At 57.6% G+C, this 16,470-nt stretch carries 12 protein-coding genes; 4 read left to right on the top strand and 8 right to left on the bottom strand.

Annotation, left to right across the window (positions count from 1 at the left end; genetic code table 11):
- Positions 1–190: 190 nt before the first annotated feature.
- Both WA354_RS02370 and WA354_RS02365 read right to left on the bottom strand, forming a co-directional pair.
- Positions 191–583 (bottom strand): transcriptional regulator, encoded by a 393-nt coding sequence (locus tag WA354_RS02370; protein WP_472811409.1) that lies wholly within the window; start codon positions 581–583, stop codon positions 191–193.
- Positions 573–1,199: a hypothetical protein gene (locus WA354_RS02365; protein ID WP_472811408.1), complete on the bottom strand. Its 627-nt coding sequence runs from the start codon at positions 1,197–1,199 to the stop codon at positions 573–575. The genes WA354_RS02370 and WA354_RS02365 overlap by 11 nt, the downstream gene beginning before the upstream one ends.
- A gap of 198 nt (positions 1,200–1,397) precedes the next feature.
- Here WA354_RS02365 and WA354_RS02360 point away from each other — a divergent pair, with 198 nt between their 5' ends.
- The 3 genes from WA354_RS02360 (at position 1,398) to WA354_RS02350 (ending at position 5,274) form a co-directional block, all read left to right on the top strand.
- Positions 1,398–3,242 (top strand): glycoside hydrolase family 13 protein, encoded by a 1,845-nt coding sequence (locus WA354_RS02360; protein ID WP_472811407.1) that lies wholly within the window; start codon positions 1,398–1,400, stop codon positions 3,240–3,242.
- Between the two features lie 118 nt (positions 3,243–3,360).
- Positions 3,361–4,065 carry a UMP kinase gene (pyrH, locus tag WA354_RS02355; protein WP_472811406.1) on the top strand — a complete coding sequence of 235 codons (705 nt, stop codon included), beginning with the start codon at positions 3,361–3,363 and terminating at the stop codon, positions 4,063–4,065.
- 12 nt (positions 4,066–4,077) lie between these two features.
- Positions 4,078–5,274 carry an acyltransferase family protein gene (locus tag WA354_RS02350; protein WP_472811405.1) on the top strand — a complete coding sequence of 399 codons (1,197 nt, stop codon included), beginning with the start codon at positions 4,078–4,080 and terminating at the stop codon, positions 5,272–5,274.
- Positions 5,275–5,528: 254 nt separating this feature from the next.
- Here WA354_RS02350 and greB read toward each other — a convergent pair whose 3' ends face one another.
- From greB to WA354_RS02320, 6 genes are all read right to left on the bottom strand, one after another.
- Positions 5,529–6,137, bottom strand: a complete 609-nt coding sequence (gene greB, locus WA354_RS02345; protein WP_472811404.1) for a transcription elongation factor GreB — start codon at positions 6,135–6,137, stop codon at positions 5,529–5,531.
- A 284-nt stretch (positions 6,138–6,421) separates the two neighbouring features.
- The gene (locus WA354_RS02340; RefSeq protein WP_472811403.1) at positions 6,422–8,353 is read right to left on the bottom strand and encodes a hypothetical protein; all 1,932 of its coding nucleotides are present in this window, start codon (positions 8,351–8,353) and stop codon (positions 6,422–6,424) included.
- Between the two features lie 180 nt (positions 8,354–8,533).
- Entirely contained in the window at positions 8,534–9,760 is a 1,227-nt protein-coding gene (locus tag WA354_RS02335) for a lactonase family protein (protein ID WP_472811402.1), read from the bottom strand.
- 163 nt (positions 9,761–9,923) lie between these two features.
- Entirely contained in the window at positions 9,924–11,156 is a 1,233-nt protein-coding gene (locus tag WA354_RS02330; protein WP_472811401.1) for a lactonase family protein, read from the bottom strand.
- A 190-nt stretch (positions 11,157–11,346) separates the two neighbouring features.
- Positions 11,347–12,672 carry a lactonase family protein gene (locus tag WA354_RS02325; RefSeq protein ID WP_472811400.1) on the bottom strand — a complete coding sequence of 442 codons (1,326 nt, stop codon included), beginning with the start codon at positions 12,670–12,672 and terminating at the stop codon, positions 11,347–11,349.
- 378 nt (positions 12,673–13,050) lie between these two features.
- Positions 13,051–15,135, bottom strand: a complete 2,085-nt coding sequence (locus WA354_RS02320; protein WP_472811399.1) for a M13 family metallopeptidase — start codon at positions 15,133–15,135, stop codon at positions 13,051–13,053.
- A 235-nt stretch (positions 15,136–15,370) separates the two neighbouring features.
- On the opposite strand from WA354_RS02320, the gene WA354_RS02315 reads away from it, so the two are divergent.
- Positions 15,371–16,470: metal-dependent hydrolase family protein (locus WA354_RS02315; RefSeq protein WP_472811398.1), on the top strand; the 1,100-nt coding region annotated here is incomplete at its 3' end.

The following is a 16,470-nucleotide window of genomic DNA, read 5'->3' as shown; positions in this document are numbered from 1 at the left end:
GGCCGGCGACGCGCGGCAGCCCGCGCTGAGTGGCCCAGCGGCCGTTGCCGTCCATGATGATGGCGACGTGTGTGCCGGATTTTGTTTCGCTTTGCATCATAAAGTGAGTTCCTGCAGATTGTGATTTAAGTGTTTACGGTTTTTCCAGTTCTGGGCTTTGCACTGCAAAGTGAGGAGACAAAAAAAGGGTTCAGGTTCTCGAAGGAGCGAGGCTTTGCAGCAGAGTGGAAACGGATGTTTCGGATTTGGCGCCCCCGACGGCGTCGCGCACCACTTGCTCGAGTGTGGTGAGGTATTCGAGGTAGCGCTTGCGGCCGGATGCAGTGATGCGGCATATGGTTTGCGGGCGGTTACGGTCATGTCCGCGAATGATCTCAACCATTTTGGCTTCTTCAAGAACGCTGAGGTGGCGGCTGAGATTACCGTCAGTGAGTGCACAGAGTTGCTTTAGATCGTTAAACGCCACACCTTTTGGATTGGTGATGAGCGAGGTGAGCACGCTGAGGCGGGCCCGCTCGTGGATGACGCGATCGAGGCCTTCGTAGGCAAATCGGCCCTGGCTGCTGGAGGGTTTAGATTTCATCGCGATCTTCTTTCGAGCCCCAGAGGAGAACCGCGGCGACGAGCAATTGGCCGCCGCCGTAAGCGATGCCCATCGTCCACGGCGTGAGTGCGCGCGTGTCGCCGATGCCGATGCAGATGAGACCGGTGAACAGGTACCAGCAGCCCGCGGCCGTCATGGGCTTGGGCAGAAAGCGGCAGGACGCAAAGACGCCGAGACTGAAAGTGATTTGCCATAGGCCGGGGAGCATCCAAACCGACCCGGGGACGAACCGGACCAGAACAACCGATATAAGTGCGCCGGCGCCGACCGAGGGAAGGAACTGCTCGACGGCCATGAGAATCATTTCGTCTGCCAAGCCGGAGTGAATGCGGCGCGTGCGTGTGAGCGTCTGCATGCCGATCAAGATCGCAGAGAGAATGGCAGTGGTGATCCAGATGCGCAGGTAGTTGCCGATATTGCTGGCGGGAATGGGCAAGACGAAGGCTTGTGTGACTGCCGCGCCGATCGCAAACACACCGGTGGCGGCGAGCGTAGCAGCGCCGTACCCTCTGAATTCAGTGGTGCGCGCGACCTGGCGACGAATGCTGGTGATATCGCCGAGCGCCTTGTCGAGTGGATGGAGCGGGAAACTCATCGAGACTCACTTTACGATGCAAAGTAAACCAATCGATTGAGGATGTCAAGTCACGAGCTTGATTCAGGAGTCGTCGGAGTTACTGTGGCCTGTCTTTAAGTACGGACAGAAGTGCGGGTTACGGCGATGAGGAAGGGGGTGACCTCTGCGGGCGGGATGACTGAGCGGATGAGGGCTGAGTGCGATATGATTTGGCCCGTGAAAAGAACAACTGTTTTACTTGCATTTGCATTTGTCTTCGCCGCAATTTCAATTGACCAAACCTTGGCGCAGCAGGATACGAGCGCTGCGAAAACCGAACAAGCTGGACAGCATTCCGCCGCATTGGTGAATGGGTACGAGCCGATGTGGTGGAAGGAAGCAGTGGTGTACCAGGTCTATCCGCGGAGTTTTCAGGACTCGAACGGAGACGGCATTGGTGACCTGAACGGGATCACGCAGCACCTCGACTACTTGAAGAAGCTTGGGGTGAACGTGATTTGGTTGTCACCACATTACGATTCGCCCAATGCTGACAACGGGTACGACATCCGCGATTATCGCGAGGTGATGAAGGAGTTCGGCACCATGGCGGACTTCGATCGCATGCTGGCGGGTATCAAAGCGCGGCATATGCGGCTGATCGTCGACCTGGTGGTGAATCACACATCGGACGAGCATCACTGGTTTGTCGAGTCGCGATCGTCGAAGGACAATCCCTACCGTGATTACTATTTCTGGCGCGACGGCAAACCGAACCCGGCTGATCCGGCGCATCCGCTGCCGCCGAATAACTACCCGAGCTTTTTTTCCGGGTCAGCGTGGCAGTGGGACGAGACGACGAAGCAGTTTTATCTGCATTATTTCGCGGTGAAGCAGCCGGATTTGAACTGGGACAACCCCAAGGTGCGCGAGGACGTGTTTGCGCTGATGAAGTTCTGGCTCGACAAGGGTGTAGATGGCTTCCGCATGGACGTGATTCCCCTTATTTCAAAGCAGCCTGGCTTGCCTGATCTGACGCCGGAGGAGATGAAAGATCCGCCGCGTTTGTGGGCCAACGGGCCGCATCGTGATGAGTACCTGCAGGAGATGAATCGTGAAGTGCTTTCGAAGTACGACGTGATGACGGTGGGCGAGGCGATCGGAATCACGCTTGAGGAAGAGCCGAAGATCATCAACAGCCAGAGGCACGAGCTGAACATGGTGTTCAACTTCGATGCGGTGCGGCTGAATCGCGGCGACTTCTACTCAGAAAAGAAGTGGACACTGCCGCAATTGAAGGCTATCTACGATCACCACGCGACAGCTTTGGGAAAAACGGATTGGGACACGGTATTTCTTTCGAATCACGACAACCCGCGGCTGGTGTCGAATTTCGGAGACACGTCGACGGATGAGTTGAGGGTACGGTCGGCCAAATTGTTAGAGACGATGCTGATGACGCTGCGAGGAACGCCATTCATCTACCAGGGCGATGAATTGGGAATGACGAATTACCCATTTACGCAGCTCGATCAGTTCAACGACATCGAGGTGAAGAATGCGTACGAGGAGCGGGTGCTTGGCGGAAAGATGACGGAGGCAGAGTTTATTGCCGAGTCGCAACGCTTCGGGCGCGACAACTCGCGTACGCCGATGCAGTGGAGCGCTGCGCCGAATGGCGGGTTTACGACGGCTGCGGCAAAGCCATGGCTCGCAGTGAACCCGAACTATCCCGAGATTAACGCGGCAAAAGAGGAGTCGGACCCGCTGTCGATTTTGCACTATACGCAGCAAGCGATTGCCCTTCATCATGCGCACCTGGCTTTTGTGTATGGCGATTACAAGGATCTAGATCCGGACAATGCGCAGGTCTATTCATTCACGCGCACGTTGAGCGTGCCGGGGAAGCCGGATCAACGATTCCTGGTGGTATTGAATTTTGGTCCGAAGCCGTTGAACTACGAGTTACCCGAAGGAGTGACGGCGGGCAGGCTGGTACTGGCCAACGTGACGGGCACGCAGGAGGCCGGCGTTACGACGCTGAAACTTCACGCATGGGATGCGCGGGTGTACACCTATTGAGGTGCCTTGAATAGGGCCAGGGCTGGCTCCTTTTGTTTCGCCATTGAAATATATGGATTTGTCGGCCGCCGAAGCAAGTCTGAACCGGGCCCTTCACGTATGCGATACTCGAAAAAGCATGTATAAGCGGATTATTTTGAAGCTTTCGGGAGAAGCGTTGGCTGGTCCGAACCGGTTTGGACTGGATGCCGGCAAGGTCGCTGACATTACGGAGGAGATCGCCGAGATCCACAAGTTGGGCGTGGAGATCGGGATAGTGGTTGGTGGAGGCAATTTCTTTCGCGGTGTGGCACAGCAGGCGAAAGAGATGGACCGGGTTGCCGCTGACAACATGGGCATGCTGTCCACAGTGATGAATGCGATAGCGTTACAGGATTCCCTGGAGCAGCGCGGGGTTCAGTGCCGGGTGATGACCGCGGTATTCATGAACCAGGTGGCGGAGCCGTATATTCGGCGACGGGCGGTGCGGCATCTGGAAAAAGGGCGTGTCGTGATTTTCGCAGCGGGGATCGGGAATCCGTTCTTTTCGACCGATACGGCGGCGAGCCTGCGGGCGATGGAGATCAAGGCCGATGTGCTGCTGAAGGGAACCAAGGTCGAAGGCGTCTACAGCGCCGACCCAGTGCTGGTGAAGGACGCCGTGAAGTACGACGAGATTACGTACATGGAAATCCTGAGGCAAGGGCTGAAAGTGATGGACCTGACCGCTGTGAGCCTTTGCAAAGACAACAACCTGCCGATGATCATTTTCAATATGAACCAGCCGGGAAATATCCGGCGGGTGGTGATGGGTGAGAAGGTCGGTTCGCTGGTGACGGCCTGAAAACAGTTATCAGTGATCAGTTGTCAGTGGTCAGACGTTTCGCAGGTTAACAGGAAGCTGGTCCTCGGTAACAGCGTCGCTGGCGGCACTTTGACGTCTAAACAGCAAGTTGAAATAAAGAAGCCAGCGCGGCTTGATGCACTCACCGGGCTGCGGTGTTTCGCGGCTATCAACATCGTCCTCTTTCACTTTTCCAATCCAAACTGGTTTGGCCCGCTGGCGCCGGTGGTGAATGCCGGGTATGCCTCGGTGAGCTTCTTCATCCTGCTTTCGGGTTTTGTGCTGGGGTATAACTACAACGCCAAGGCACGCTCAGGTGAACTGAGCAACGTGCGGTTCTATGAGGCGCGATTTACACGGCTCTATCCGATCTATCTGTTGAGCCTTATCCTGTCGGTCAAAATGATTCCGGTGGAGTGGGGGGACCACACTCATGGAATGTTCTGGACGGGAATGGTGTTCTCTCCTCTGCTGCTACAAGGGTGGATTCCGGAGATAGCAACATTCCTGAATACGCCTGCGTGGACGATGTCGGCGGAGTCGTTCTACTACGTGCTGTTTCCGTGGATGGCGCGGTGGAAGAAGCCGGAACAGGTAGGACCGCACCTGGCCAAGATGGGATTTGTGTGGATACTTGGGTTGGTGCCGGGAACTCTGTACGTGATTTTCAACCCCGATGGGCTGGCGCACGTGGACCGCTTCAGCTATGGAAAGTGGCTGCAGGCGTTGAAATACACGCCGATTCCGCACTTGGCAAGTTTTGTCTTCGGCATACTGCTCGCGGAACTGGATGAGATTGTCCCGCGCATGGGGACGCGGCGGCTGGTGTTGGGAATCTTCGGATTTGCGGCTACGTTTGCGGTGCTCACGCAGGCGCCCAGGCTGCCTTATCCGCTGCTGCACGACGGGTTTTTCATGCCACTGTTTGGCTGCATCATTCTCGGGCTGGCTGGTGTAAATCCGCTGTCGAAACTGCTGGGGCTGCGGCCGTTGGTGTTCGTGGGTGAGGCGAGCTATTGCCTCTATCTTCTGCACTTCAACTTGTGGAACATGATTCACGATTCACATGTGCTTGATCGGCTGGGGCTGGCGAGATTTGATCCGTGGATCAGCTATCTGCTGCTGATTGGCCTTGCGCTATTGGCGCTTCATTTTGTGGAGAAGCCCGCCCAACGCATTCTCCGCGGGTGGATGCACGTGTGGAGATGAGCGCGGGACGACGCTGGTGCATCGCCGCGTAAGTTGCTATGTGGCGGATGCTTATTCCCATATGCAACGGATGGACCTTTCGGATGTAGGTGAGCCCGTCATCGATAACGCGCTCGTTGACGCCCGGTGGAAGATAGAAGGTCTGAGGGGCGTTTATGAGCACTCAACTCATCTCCCGTCACTTGCCAAAAGCCGATAGCGCTCTATCGGGGGCGTCGCTCTTTCACCACCTGTGCCGTATCGTCTCTTCTTCGTCAGGTGAGTGTCGGCGAGGGAGTTCTCTTTGTCGAGGCTGAGGATCCCGGTGGTTCACGGAACGGTTCCACAGAAATGCGCTCGTAACACACTTCCAGCACCGTCAGGTATTCTGTCCCGCCTGGCGCCAGGAGAACGACGCTGTCACCCGCTGCCGATTTCATCAAGGCGCGCCCCAGAGGTGACACCCAACTGATGTGGTTGCGGTTGAGATCGACCTCGTCGGTGCCTACGATGCTCACCACTCGCTCCGCGCCCGCGGCATTGGCATAGCGCACGGTCGCCCCGAAGAATGCCCTCGTCGCAGACTGCCCCGCTCTCCGAGCTTCCGGGTCCACCACTTCCGCGGCTTCGATTCGCTTGGTGAGAAAGCGAATGCGCCCATCGATCTGCCGCAGCCGCCGCTTGCCGTACTGATAGTCGGCGTTTTCACATCGATCGCCATTGCCAGCAGCCCACGCCACCACCTCCGCCACGCCCGGGCGGACCCTGGTGAGCAAAAACCGGTGCTCATCTTTGAGGCGCTCGAGCCCGCTGGGCGTTATGTAGTTCTTGACTGGCGTCGCGGGCTCATCCGCTTGTGGTTTTCTGGTAAACCCTTTCCGCATCTCGCAAGTCCTCCTGGCGCGATTCCAGCGGGTGCCCCCGATGAATGCGGATGAACACCGATGCAAAAAACTCACCCACCTATATGGAAGTTCATCTGCGGCCTTCACTGATTTTTTCACGTCTTCCGGCCCTTAGCGATCCTATCCATCATCTCGGACAAGTGCCGGGCAAGGGATGCCTGGGACATCAGTCCTGAGCCTTTGGACTGTCGGCTTGTGGTTAGCGATCCGGCGACTCCCTCTGGAATGATGATTCCAGGTTAAAGGGCGCATTGAGTTGTTCGCTATTGGCTCTCGGCGAAGGCCAGAAAGCTGTGGGGCTGTAGGGTGATGTGGAATTCGACGTGGGGTGCGCGATGCGAGCCTCGGCTAACGGCGGCGCGTTTGCCTTCAATCTCTTCGCCGGTTGCGAGATTGCGCAGACGCGATGCCTCGTCGAGGAGTGAAATCGTTACGTCTGCAGGTGCGTCGAGGAAGGATTCCACGACGAAGGCGTGGTTGTCGTAGGCGAAGAGGCTGACCTTGCTGGGTGCGTCGAGGATGAAGGGAAATCCAGACAGAATGTAGCGGCGAATTGCAGTTAGCACTGGCTGCGGCAGTGCGTAGAGGTCATTGGCATTTTCGGGAATGGTGAGGACGTACAGAATTCCTTTGGAGTAGCGGTCCATCAGAAGAAGAGGCGCACCGCGGCCGTTTGCGGTGCCACGGACGATGGGCCACGCATCGTTGGTGAGAAATGCGATTTCGGGAACAAGGATTTCCGAGGTCGTGCCGAGATTGGCTCCGCTGCCGGCTCCATATCCGCCCCAGTACGCATTGACGCGCAGCACATTGCCTGTGGTGTGAATGTCGGCGATCTGTTCGAGGCCCTGGCCTTGGAGTTGCTTCAGTAACCCGGTGGTGATGACAACGTTGCCGCCCTGTTCGAGATGAGTGCGGATTTTGTTTACGAGATCGGGATCGAATTTCGCCTGTTCGGTGAGCAGGATGGTGTGCGCGTCGGTGGGAAAGTCGGGGCGCATGTCGATTGGAATGCCGATCATGCCGAGGTAGTTCTGCAGGAAATCTTCGCCGGTGGACTGGTAGGGCTTGTAGCTGGCGATGCCGATGGGCTTGCCGAGTTTGCCTAAGACGGTGTTGACCTGCGAGAGCGCGTAGCCGGCGGCGCTGGCGTAGCTGACCGGCGAACTGCTGCCCGAATCGGCATGCCACTTGTCGAGTCCCGCGGCGGTGAAGGTGGTCGCCAGGCTGCTCCAGGACTGTCGATTGCCCATCTCCGCGGGGCGGAGCAGATCACTGTACTGAAAGAGCATCATCTGCGGCGCCTTGGCGAGCATGGTGTCCCACAACTGCTCGGCGTAGCGGTCGATGTAGCGGCTGTCGTAGACGTCGACCCAACCACCGCCGTTGTGGCCGGGGGCAACGTTGTCGAAGTAGCGAATGATTTCGTAGCTTTCGTATTGCTGGAGGTGCTGGTCGTTGTCTTCGGGGTCCCGGGTCTCGGTGCCGGTGTAGATGCCGTTGAAGAGCTTCGGTTCCTGGTCGAGGTCGTAGCCGTTGGCCTGGAAGTGCTCGTACCAATTGGGGAACTTGATAATGATTTTTACCTTGGGATTGGCGGCGCGCGCGGGACCGAGCACTAGATCGCGGGAGACGCCATCCATGAGCTTGAGTCGAAATGCGTCCCAGCTTTGATTGCCTTTCGCGGCGATGTCGGAATCGTACTTGGTGTTGTTGAAAAAGAAGTCGTCGAGGATGATTTCGTCGAAGTGGCGCGCCGTGATTTCGGCGATGCGCTTGACGTATTCGCGCTGTTTGGGGTCGGTGTAGCACATTGAGACGAACTGGCCACCAGCATCATCGGGTGCGTCGGCGCCGGCTGTATCGCCGCGACCGACGTAGGCAATCCCGCCGGCGGTCTGCACGTTGTGGGAGGCGAAGAAGGCTTTGACTTGATCGAGGTTGGCATCGTCGGCGATGGTTCCGCTGCGGTAGGTCTCGATGTAGACCTTGTCTATCTTGACCTGGCTGGAGAGATCATCCCAGGATTTTTGAAGGTAGGCCGGATCCTTCATCTTCTGCACGACGAAGACGGGGATGTAAACGGCGACGCGAAACCGGTCATGTTCTGGCGCGGGAGCGGCAACAAGAGAGCGAGAGAACGAGAAGAGAACGATAAGTGCGAGAGGTGCAATGAACTTGAAGTGGCGAGACACGGAGCGATCTCCTTGCGGTTGCGTGCAATTATTACTGCGCGTCCGATGCGGAGCCAGTATAGCGGTGGGATAGCCTCTAGTAAAACGTTTAGGTGCAGGAATCCACGAAGAAGGGCATACCACCCAAAATGGAAAGCCCAGCCGGTGGGCTGGGCTCTCAGTAGCAGGAAGATGGTTGTGCTAGGGCGTCACGGTTTGTGTGGAGTGGTTGCCGTGCGGCACCAGAGCCAGAGCAGTGGGGTGAAGGCCGGTGGGATAGGGGGTGGCCTGAGTCTGCTTCAGCGTGCCTCCGGTCGGATCGAGCCTGAATCCTGAAACCGAGTTGCCGAGGAAGTTGGCGGTGTAAACATAACGGCCGAGCGCGGGATCAACTGCTATAGAAACCGGCTGTGTGTCAGTGTTGTTAGTTTGCGATCCCGTTGTGTTCACAGCCTGGGACGGCGTGCCGGTCGGCAGATCGATAACGTATGCGGTCGCACTCGAGTCGAGTGAGTTAGAGACATAGATGAACTTGCCGCGCGGATCGATGGCGATTGAGGTAGGCTGGCCGCCACTCTTGTAAGGGCCATTGAGCAGGAAGCTCAGGGAATAGCCGCTGTAGATGCCGTAGCCGATCAACTGATTCGAGGCGAAGTCGGTAACGTAAACAAAGCGATTGGTGGGATCGGCCGCGAGAGCGGTAGGTTTGACACCTGCGCTGTAGGGGCTTCCCGGAGTCGGGGCCAATGCACCACCTGAACCGGTGGCGAATCCAAACAACCAGCCGGGGCTTGCAGTGCTGGTGGTGATCCCGCCCGGATTGTAGGACGACAAGTCATATGCGGTGACGTAAACCGCATTCCCGCTTTTGAGAATAGTGATGTTTGTGGGTACGACGGAATCGGATGCGAACCCCGGAATAGTGAGGCTGACCTCGTTGGTGAGGGAGCCCAGCGCGCCCGAAGACAGGGAATAAGCCGAAAGCGTTGCCGTGGTGGTTCCGGAGACCGCATAAAGGGTATTGCCGTCGGCGCTAACGGCCATGGCTACGGGCGCTGTGGGCAGAGTGACGCTGTCCTTCTTGGTCAGAACGCCGTTGCTGGCAATGGCAAAATGGACGATGTTCATGTCCACCTGGTTGGCGACGTAGAGGTTCTGACTGCCGGGAGAAACGGCGAGGGCGACCGGCGTGGTGCCACCGGAGCAGACCTGTGGAGCGCCGGAACGAACCGCGCCGGACTCCGAATCGATGGCGTACGTTTCAATCTCGCCGGCGGGACAAGCGGTGGGGTCTTTGCCGATCTGGCTTGCGGACGTGGAGACGAAAAGATAGTCGATCGTCACAAGCTGGCAACCCGAAAAGAGCGTGGCCATAAGAAGGCCGATGGCAGAGACCAGCATGAGCTGTCTCAATTTGCTGAACTTCATGCGCTTCCTTCGTCACGGGCCGTCATTATTTAGCCCAGAGAGTGCTGGTTGAGATTCCTTTCAGCCATTGTAAAAGCTTTGAAAGGGATACTGCTGTCATGCGCGGCTTCGAGCCGGATTACATCTTCTGCAGACCATACCGGCGAGCTTGCCGGAGTCGGAGTTATTTCTTTGAACCGCCGTGTGTAATTGCCGCGACTGCCGTTGGATTGGGATTGGACCCCGAAGGTGAAAACTGCGAATTCAAGAGTGAACCATTGCTGAGGTTCAACTGAAAGCCTGAAACATTGTTGCCTAGAAAATTTGCGGTGAACACGTACTGGTTCAACGAAGGGTCGATGCCGATGGCTACGGGCTGCGTTCCAGTGGTGTAGGTGCCCAGCCGGCTCAGAGTTCCGGAACTGATGGAGTAGACGCCCACGTTGGAGTCCTGTCCGTTTGCGATCATGGCGTATTTGGCTGTGGCATCGAGCACAATGGCGGTCGGTTGGCTGCCGGTGGGAAACGGGCTGCCACCGGAAGCCGTCAACGCTCCGCCGTTGATCTGGAAACTGTAAACCAGGTTCTGCAGGGAATCGGTGATATACAGATAGGCGCCGTTTGCATCGCTGGTGACGGCGCTGGGCCGTGAGCCAACCGCCACCGGAAAGCCGGAAAGCGCGGTGAGTGTGCCGTCAGAGTTGGCTGTAAATCCGAATAGGTAGCCGAGGTTTGTGCTGGAATCGTAGCCCGTAATGTAGACATAGGCGCCGGAGGCAGCGGTAGTGACGGCGGTTGGGACGAACACATCGGATGCACTTGTGCCGGACAGTAAAAGGGGCCAGTAACTGGCGCTGATGCTGGTGTTCACCTTGGGGGGGCCAAGCGTGTTAGCAGGCTGACTGGGTTTGAGGGCTGCTGCCTCCTCCGCGCTCAGGATGGGAAATACTGCGACGGATCCTGAGCAGGGGGATGCCGGATTGCAGGTCGGCAGGGGTTGATAGGTGTTGACGACGTAGAGGAATTTGCCTGAGACGGTTACCGCCAGCGGGAAGATGCCGGGCGTATTGACGGTGTTCTGTGGATACAGCTTGCCGTCGCTGCCGATTATGAACTGAACGATGGTGTTGTCGTCCCTATTAACGACGTAGAGGTCTGCCTCGTCGGGTGAAACGGCTTCTGCCACGGGATTGCGCCCACCGGAAGGGAAGGGCGAGGTGACGATCTGGCGCATGCGGCCCGATTCGGAGTTGATTTCGAAGACGTCGACCTCTCCGTAGTTGTTTGGGCCGGCCCCTTTGGCGGAGCTCACATACACGAAGTCCACCGTGAGCGTGGCGCAGGCGGAGAGGACGGTGGCTGCCAGCAGGCTCGCCGCGGAGATAGCCACCAACTGAATCGGGTTATTGAACTTCATGCGCATCTTTCGTGTTGAAGCGAACTTGGTGACATTCAAGATCAAATCTTTGTGCCGAATTATCTGGTATCCAATCCAGCTATGCGATTGCCAGTGAATCGGCTTTGCGCTCTTCGTGCAGAGTCTTTGCATTCGCAGCGGGAACAGGCCTGAAGGCGAGTCCCCGCCCGAAGACAACGACGCAACAGTGTCAGCTTGTACGCCCGGTGGCGACGCACCACGTCGCAGGACCGGGTAGGGTATAGCTGTCCTTTGCCTTCGTCTGCTGGCTCAACGGGATGAGATTGCCATCATTTTGGTCAATCGAAAGGCCAGAGACCGTCGAGCTGTTGTAGTTGCCGGTGTAGATGAACTGGTTGGACGGGTCCTCAAGGATGCATAGAGGGCCGGCACCAGTGCCACCGATCTGGCCACCGTTGGCGATTGGCAGCAGCTGGTACGGAGTGGTGATGGTAAATGCTGCTATGCCGCTCTGCGGTGTGGTTGTGTTGGTATTGTCACCGCGGTTCAGCACGTAGAGCCATTTTCCATTGTTTGAGGCGATAACGTAGTTCGGATAGGAGTAAGCCGGGTTGTCGGCAATATACCCGTTAGGCTCTGCCTGCAGCGCCCCTCCCGATCCCAGCGAATAGGCGAAGATCTGCCCGTTCGACGCGGGTGAATTGGTGTTGGGGCCGTTGTCGAGTACGTAGGTGACGCCACTCGCTACAACGATCGCCGTTCCCGCATTGATGCCCAAAGGCTGCGACGTGTTCTGGTTGATGGTCAGCTGGCCATTCCCAGCGTTGTAGGCATAGGGGAAAACCGAGTCGCCGATTGCCGGTGTTCCGCTGAGGGTGAGGAAATAATTCGAGGAGAGCACAAAGTCGATGGGGTTTGCCGGCACCGGGAAATAAGGGAGCGGCGCGCCGCTGGCTGCGGTGACCTGGGAGTTGAGCACGTAGCTCAGGCGCCCGGTGGTGGAGTCGACCGAAAAACTCGTAATGTCACCGCAAGTGGTTACCGCTGGACCAAACACCAGTGAGCAGCCGGTATTGTCGGGTGCATCGTGATCCAGCGCAAACAGATGCGCGCCGGAGGAGTCGGCAACCAGGCGAAAGGGATTATGCCCCTGAGTGAAGTAGGTACCCTGGGGGGCCAATATGCCATTGCCACCGATGGAAAACTGGGTGATATTTGCGTTTGCGCAGACATGGGTGGCGCTGCAGGGGGAACCATCAGCGTTGGAGCCCTGGTTTAACACGTATAGAAATCTTCCCCCGGTCAGCAGCACTGCCCTGGCGGGATTGGCTCCGCCGGAGCTGACAGGCAGGCCATTAATCGAAACGAGATTTCCGGTGTTGTGATCGATTTTGAAGCCGCTGATAATGCCCGCGCCGGTGGTGGAGGCGGTCTGAGTTCCCGTGACGTAGAGATAGCCAACTGAATAACTTTGCACGCAAGACGAGATGCTGAGGACAACGCCAGCAGAGATGGCGGTCATCAGAAGTGCCTTGCCGAATTTCCTGAACTTCATGCGATTCCTTCATCCTGGTCAGGCGAGCGCCGCCAAGTGTGCTAATTCCGCAGCAGAGCTGGGTTTGGGATGGGTCCCTGATGCATTGTAAAAGGCGAGGGGTTGTTATGCCTAGTTTCGGCGCAAGAGAGGCCAAAACAAGCTGTTGCATGGAGAGGATTAGCAGGTAGCGCGGCCTGATGAACCATGTCGCCCTCGTGCGGATCAAGTGCGGGTAACTGATGCAAATTGGACGTGGAAATGCTTGCAACGTCACCGTGTAAGCACGAATTGAGCAGGGAGAACGGGCAGGGGTGCGAATCGTAAGTTGGGCGGGCGTTAGAACCGCCGAAGCCGCGGTTGCTTGTTGACGCCGCGGCTTCGAAGGGATGGAGGTGGTTACCAGACTCGGCAGGAATGTTCGGGGTACATCGGCTGGCCCTTGTGGCAGCTGAATGCCTTGCCGAACTGGTCGAAGTTCTGCACAGTGCCGTTAACGCGCCAGCGACCCGGCGAGTGCGGGTCGACCATTGCCGACTGGCGAGCTGATTGTTCGGTCTGGTTCTGACACCAGACCTGGGCAAAGCCCAGGAAATAACGCTGCTCCTCGGTGTAGCCGTCAATCTTGTCGTTGATGGATTTGCCTTCCTGGGCGAGAACGTCGAGCAAGGCCATATAAGCGATGCGCAATCCGCCATTGTCGGCAGTGTTTTCGCCAAGGGTCAGCTTGCCATTGAGCTTGGTGTCAGGCACATCGCCGTGGGCCGGAGCGGCTTCAAAGCCGCCGTACTCGGAGACTTCGCAGTCGGTGCGCTCCACGAACTTCTTGCGGTCTTCGGCGGTCTGCCATTCGCGCAGGTTGCCGTGGCCGTCATATTTCGAGCCTTCGTCGTCGAAACCGTGGGTCATCTCATGGCCGATGACTACGCCGATGCCGCCGAAGTTGACGGCCGGATCGATGTCCGGATCGAAGAACGGAGGCTGGAGGATGCCGGCGGGGAAGTTGATGTCGTTCATCGAAGGGTTGTAGTAGGCGTTGACCGTTGGCGGCGTCATGCCCCATTCCTTCTCATTGACGGGCTTATCCAGCTTGTTCAGGTTGTAGTGGCGCTGAAAGACGGCGTCGCGATGCATGTTGCCGATGGCGTCATCGCGCTTGACGACCATGGCAGAATAGTCGCGCCACTTTTCGGGGTAGCCGATCTTGTTGCGATAGAGGGCCAGTTTCGCTTCTGCGGCTTTCTTGGTGTCTTCGCTCATCCATGGCAGCGTCTCGATGTCGGCGGCCAGGGCTTTCTCAAGCGCGGCAACGAGCTGATCCATGCTGGCCTTGGCCTTGGGCGGGAAGTGCGCCTTTACCCAATCCTGGCCGACAGCTTCACCCAGGGCGCGATCGGTTTCGCTGGTGCACTCCTTCCAGCGCGGGGTTTGTTCCTTCTGGCCGGCGAGAGTCTTGCCGAAGAAGTCAAAGTTTTCATCGTAGAAGGCCTTGGGCAGGTTTGGGGCCGAGGCATGAATTGTGTGCCAGCGCAGGTAGGCCTTCCAGCTATCGACGGGCTCTGAAGCGACCAGTTCGTTAAGCGCCTTGAAGAAGTCCGGTGTGGAAACATTCAGAGTGTCGAAAGGGCGTACCTGGACATCTTTGAAGTACACCGCGAAGTCAAAATCGGGCGCTAGCTTCTGGAAGTCGGCGACAGTATAGATATGGTAGCGGTTTTCCGGGTCGCGCATCGCGGTGCGGCTGGTGGAGGCCTTGGCCAGCGCGGTTTCGATTTTGAGCACCGCATCGGCTTCCTTGGCGGCTAGATCCGGCGAATCCCCGGCGAGAGTGAACATCTTTGTCACGTGCTCGCGGTATTGCTGGCGAATGGTCTGAAAGCGCTTGGCATCGGAGAGGTAGTAGTCTCGATCGGGGAGCGAGAGTCCACCCTGGCCTACACTGGCAATCTGCTTTGAGGCATCTTTCTCATCCACCTGCACGCCAAAGCGGAAGAGCGGCGCGGGATCGCCGCGTTCGGCCAGACCGCCGACCAGGGGCGCGAGACCCTTGGTGTCGTTGAGCGCGGCAATACGGTCGAGGGCGGGCTTGATCGGCTCTAGCCCTTTTTTCTCGATCAGGTCGGTGTTCATGCAGGCCGCGTAGAAGTCGCCGTACTTTTTCTGGAGCGGCGTTTTGGGATCTTTCGAAGCAGCGTCGAGTTCCTCCCAGAGCAGGTAGCGGTTGCGCTCACCAAGCAGCGAAAAGGAGCGCGCCCATCGAACCTGATCCGCGGGAATTGGATTCTCCTTGACCCAATTGCCGCACGCGTATTGATAGAAGTCATCGCAGGGGTCGGCGCTTTTGTCGATGGCCGAAAGATCGAAGCTCTTGGTCGCGGGCGGCGGAGTCGGCTTGGAATTATCACTGGATGATGCGGTGGAAGATTGCGCAACTGCCATTCCCGTGGCAATCAGGCATACGGGAATGAGTTGAGAGAGCTTCATGGTTTCTCCTCTGGATTTTCGAATTACCAGGCCGCGCTCATTCGGCACCGAAGGTGAAGAGGAGGCCTGAAGAAGAGCAGCAGGATCGAGCGCCGCTGCATTGCACAGAAGACTATCAGACCGGGGCAAGTGGCCCTCGACGGGGGAAAGAAGCTGGACGGCTCGCGGAGAGGATTTGTTACACTCCGCTAACAGTTCCCAAACAGCTAAGAATTCCCCGAAACGGAGAAGACGAATGATTCTGAAACGTAAGCTTGCGGTATCTTTGTGCCTGGCGCTGGCTGGTCTGGCGCTTTCTACAGCGGCAGCGGCTCAAGAGAGGGCAGCGACAAAGCGCACCCTGGTGCGCGCCGGGCATGTGCTTGATGTGAAAACAGGCAAGCTTGCGGATGCGCAGACGATCGTGGTGGTGGGAGACACGATTCAATCGATTGCACCGACAGCCTCAGTAACCGCAGGGCCAGGCGACACGGTAGTGGACCTGGGCGGGATGACCGTAATGCCCGGGCTGATCGATGTGCACACGCATCTGACGATGAATCCGGACTTCGACCCATATAAAGAACTCACTTCTACATCGGCAAAAGAAGCGATTAATGGCGTGGTGAACGCGCGCACGACGCTGATGGCGGGTTTCACAACCGTGCGGAATGTGGGCGCCAGCGGATTTGTGGATGTGGACCTGCGCGATGCGATCAATGCCGGACAAGTACCAGGGCCGCATATGCAGGTAAGCGGGCCGCTGCTCGGGATTACCGGGGGACATTGCGATGAGAACCTGCTGCCGATCCAGTACCACTTGGTGGGCGATGGAGTTGCCGATGGCATCGCACAGGTGCAGCACCAGGTCCGGCAAAACATTAAATACGGCGCGGACCTGATCAAGATCTGCGCGACTGGCGGCGTGCTGTCGAAGGGTGACGATCCGCAGGCTTCGCAGTACACCCTCGAGGAGATGCAGGCGATTGTCGCGGACGCGCACCGACTGGGGCGGAAAGTGGCGGCTCACGCGCATGGGGCGCAAGGAATTCTGTGGGCGACAGAGGCCGGCGTGGACTCAATCGAGCATGGAAGCTACATCAACGACGCAGCGATTGCGGAGATGAAGAAGCGCGGAACGTACCTGGTGCCGACGCTCTATCTCGAAGACTGGATCGTGGAGAAGGGAAATCTGCCACCTTTTTATCATCAGAAGATGGTGGATGTGAGCGCGGTGGCCAAGCAGAACATCAAACGCGCGATGCAGGCGGGCGTGAAGATCGCGCTGGGAACCGATGCAGCGGTGTATCCACATGGTCTGAACGCGCACGAGCTGGATGTTTATGTAAATCAGAT

Origin of the sequence: Occallatibacter sp., from assembly GCF_049802275.1 — a bacterium.
GTDB lineage: Bacteria > Acidobacteriota > Terriglobia > Terriglobales > Acidobacteriaceae > Telmatobacter.
Note: the sequence above shows the minus strand (reverse complement) of the source record. Positions and strands in the feature narration are given on the sequence as shown.

Excerpts from the sequence above, each read along its gene's own strand:
- WA354_RS02365 (WP_472811408.1), bottom strand. The coding sequence starts at position 1,199 with ATGAGTTTCCCGCTCCATCCACTCGACAAGGCGCTCGGCGATATCACC.
- WA354_RS02330 (WP_472811401.1), bottom strand. The coding sequence starts at position 11,156 with ATGAAGTTCAATAACCCGATTCAGTTGGTGGCTATCTCCGCGGCGAGC.
- pyrH (WP_472811406.1), top strand. The coding sequence starts at position 3,361 with ATGTATAAGCGGATTATTTTGAAGCTTTCGGGAGAAGCGTTGGCTGGT.
- greB (WP_472811404.1), bottom strand. The coding sequence starts at position 6,137 with ATGCGGAAAGGGTTTACCAGAAAACCACAAGCGGATGAGCCCGCGACG.
- WA354_RS02325 (WP_472811400.1), bottom strand. The coding sequence starts at position 12,672 with ATGAAGTTCAGGAAATTCGGCAAGGCACTTCTGATGACCGCCATCTCT.
- WA354_RS02335 (WP_472811402.1), bottom strand. The coding sequence starts at position 9,760 with ATGAAGTTCAGCAAATTGAGACAGCTCATGCTGGTCTCTGCCATCGGC.
- WA354_RS02320 (WP_472811399.1), bottom strand. The coding sequence starts at position 15,135 with ATGAAGCTCTCTCAACTCATTCCCGTATGCCTGATTGCCACGGGAATG.
- WA354_RS02370 (WP_472811409.1), bottom strand. The coding sequence starts at position 583 with ATGAAATCTAAACCCTCCAGCAGCCAGGGCCGATTTGCCTACGAAGGC.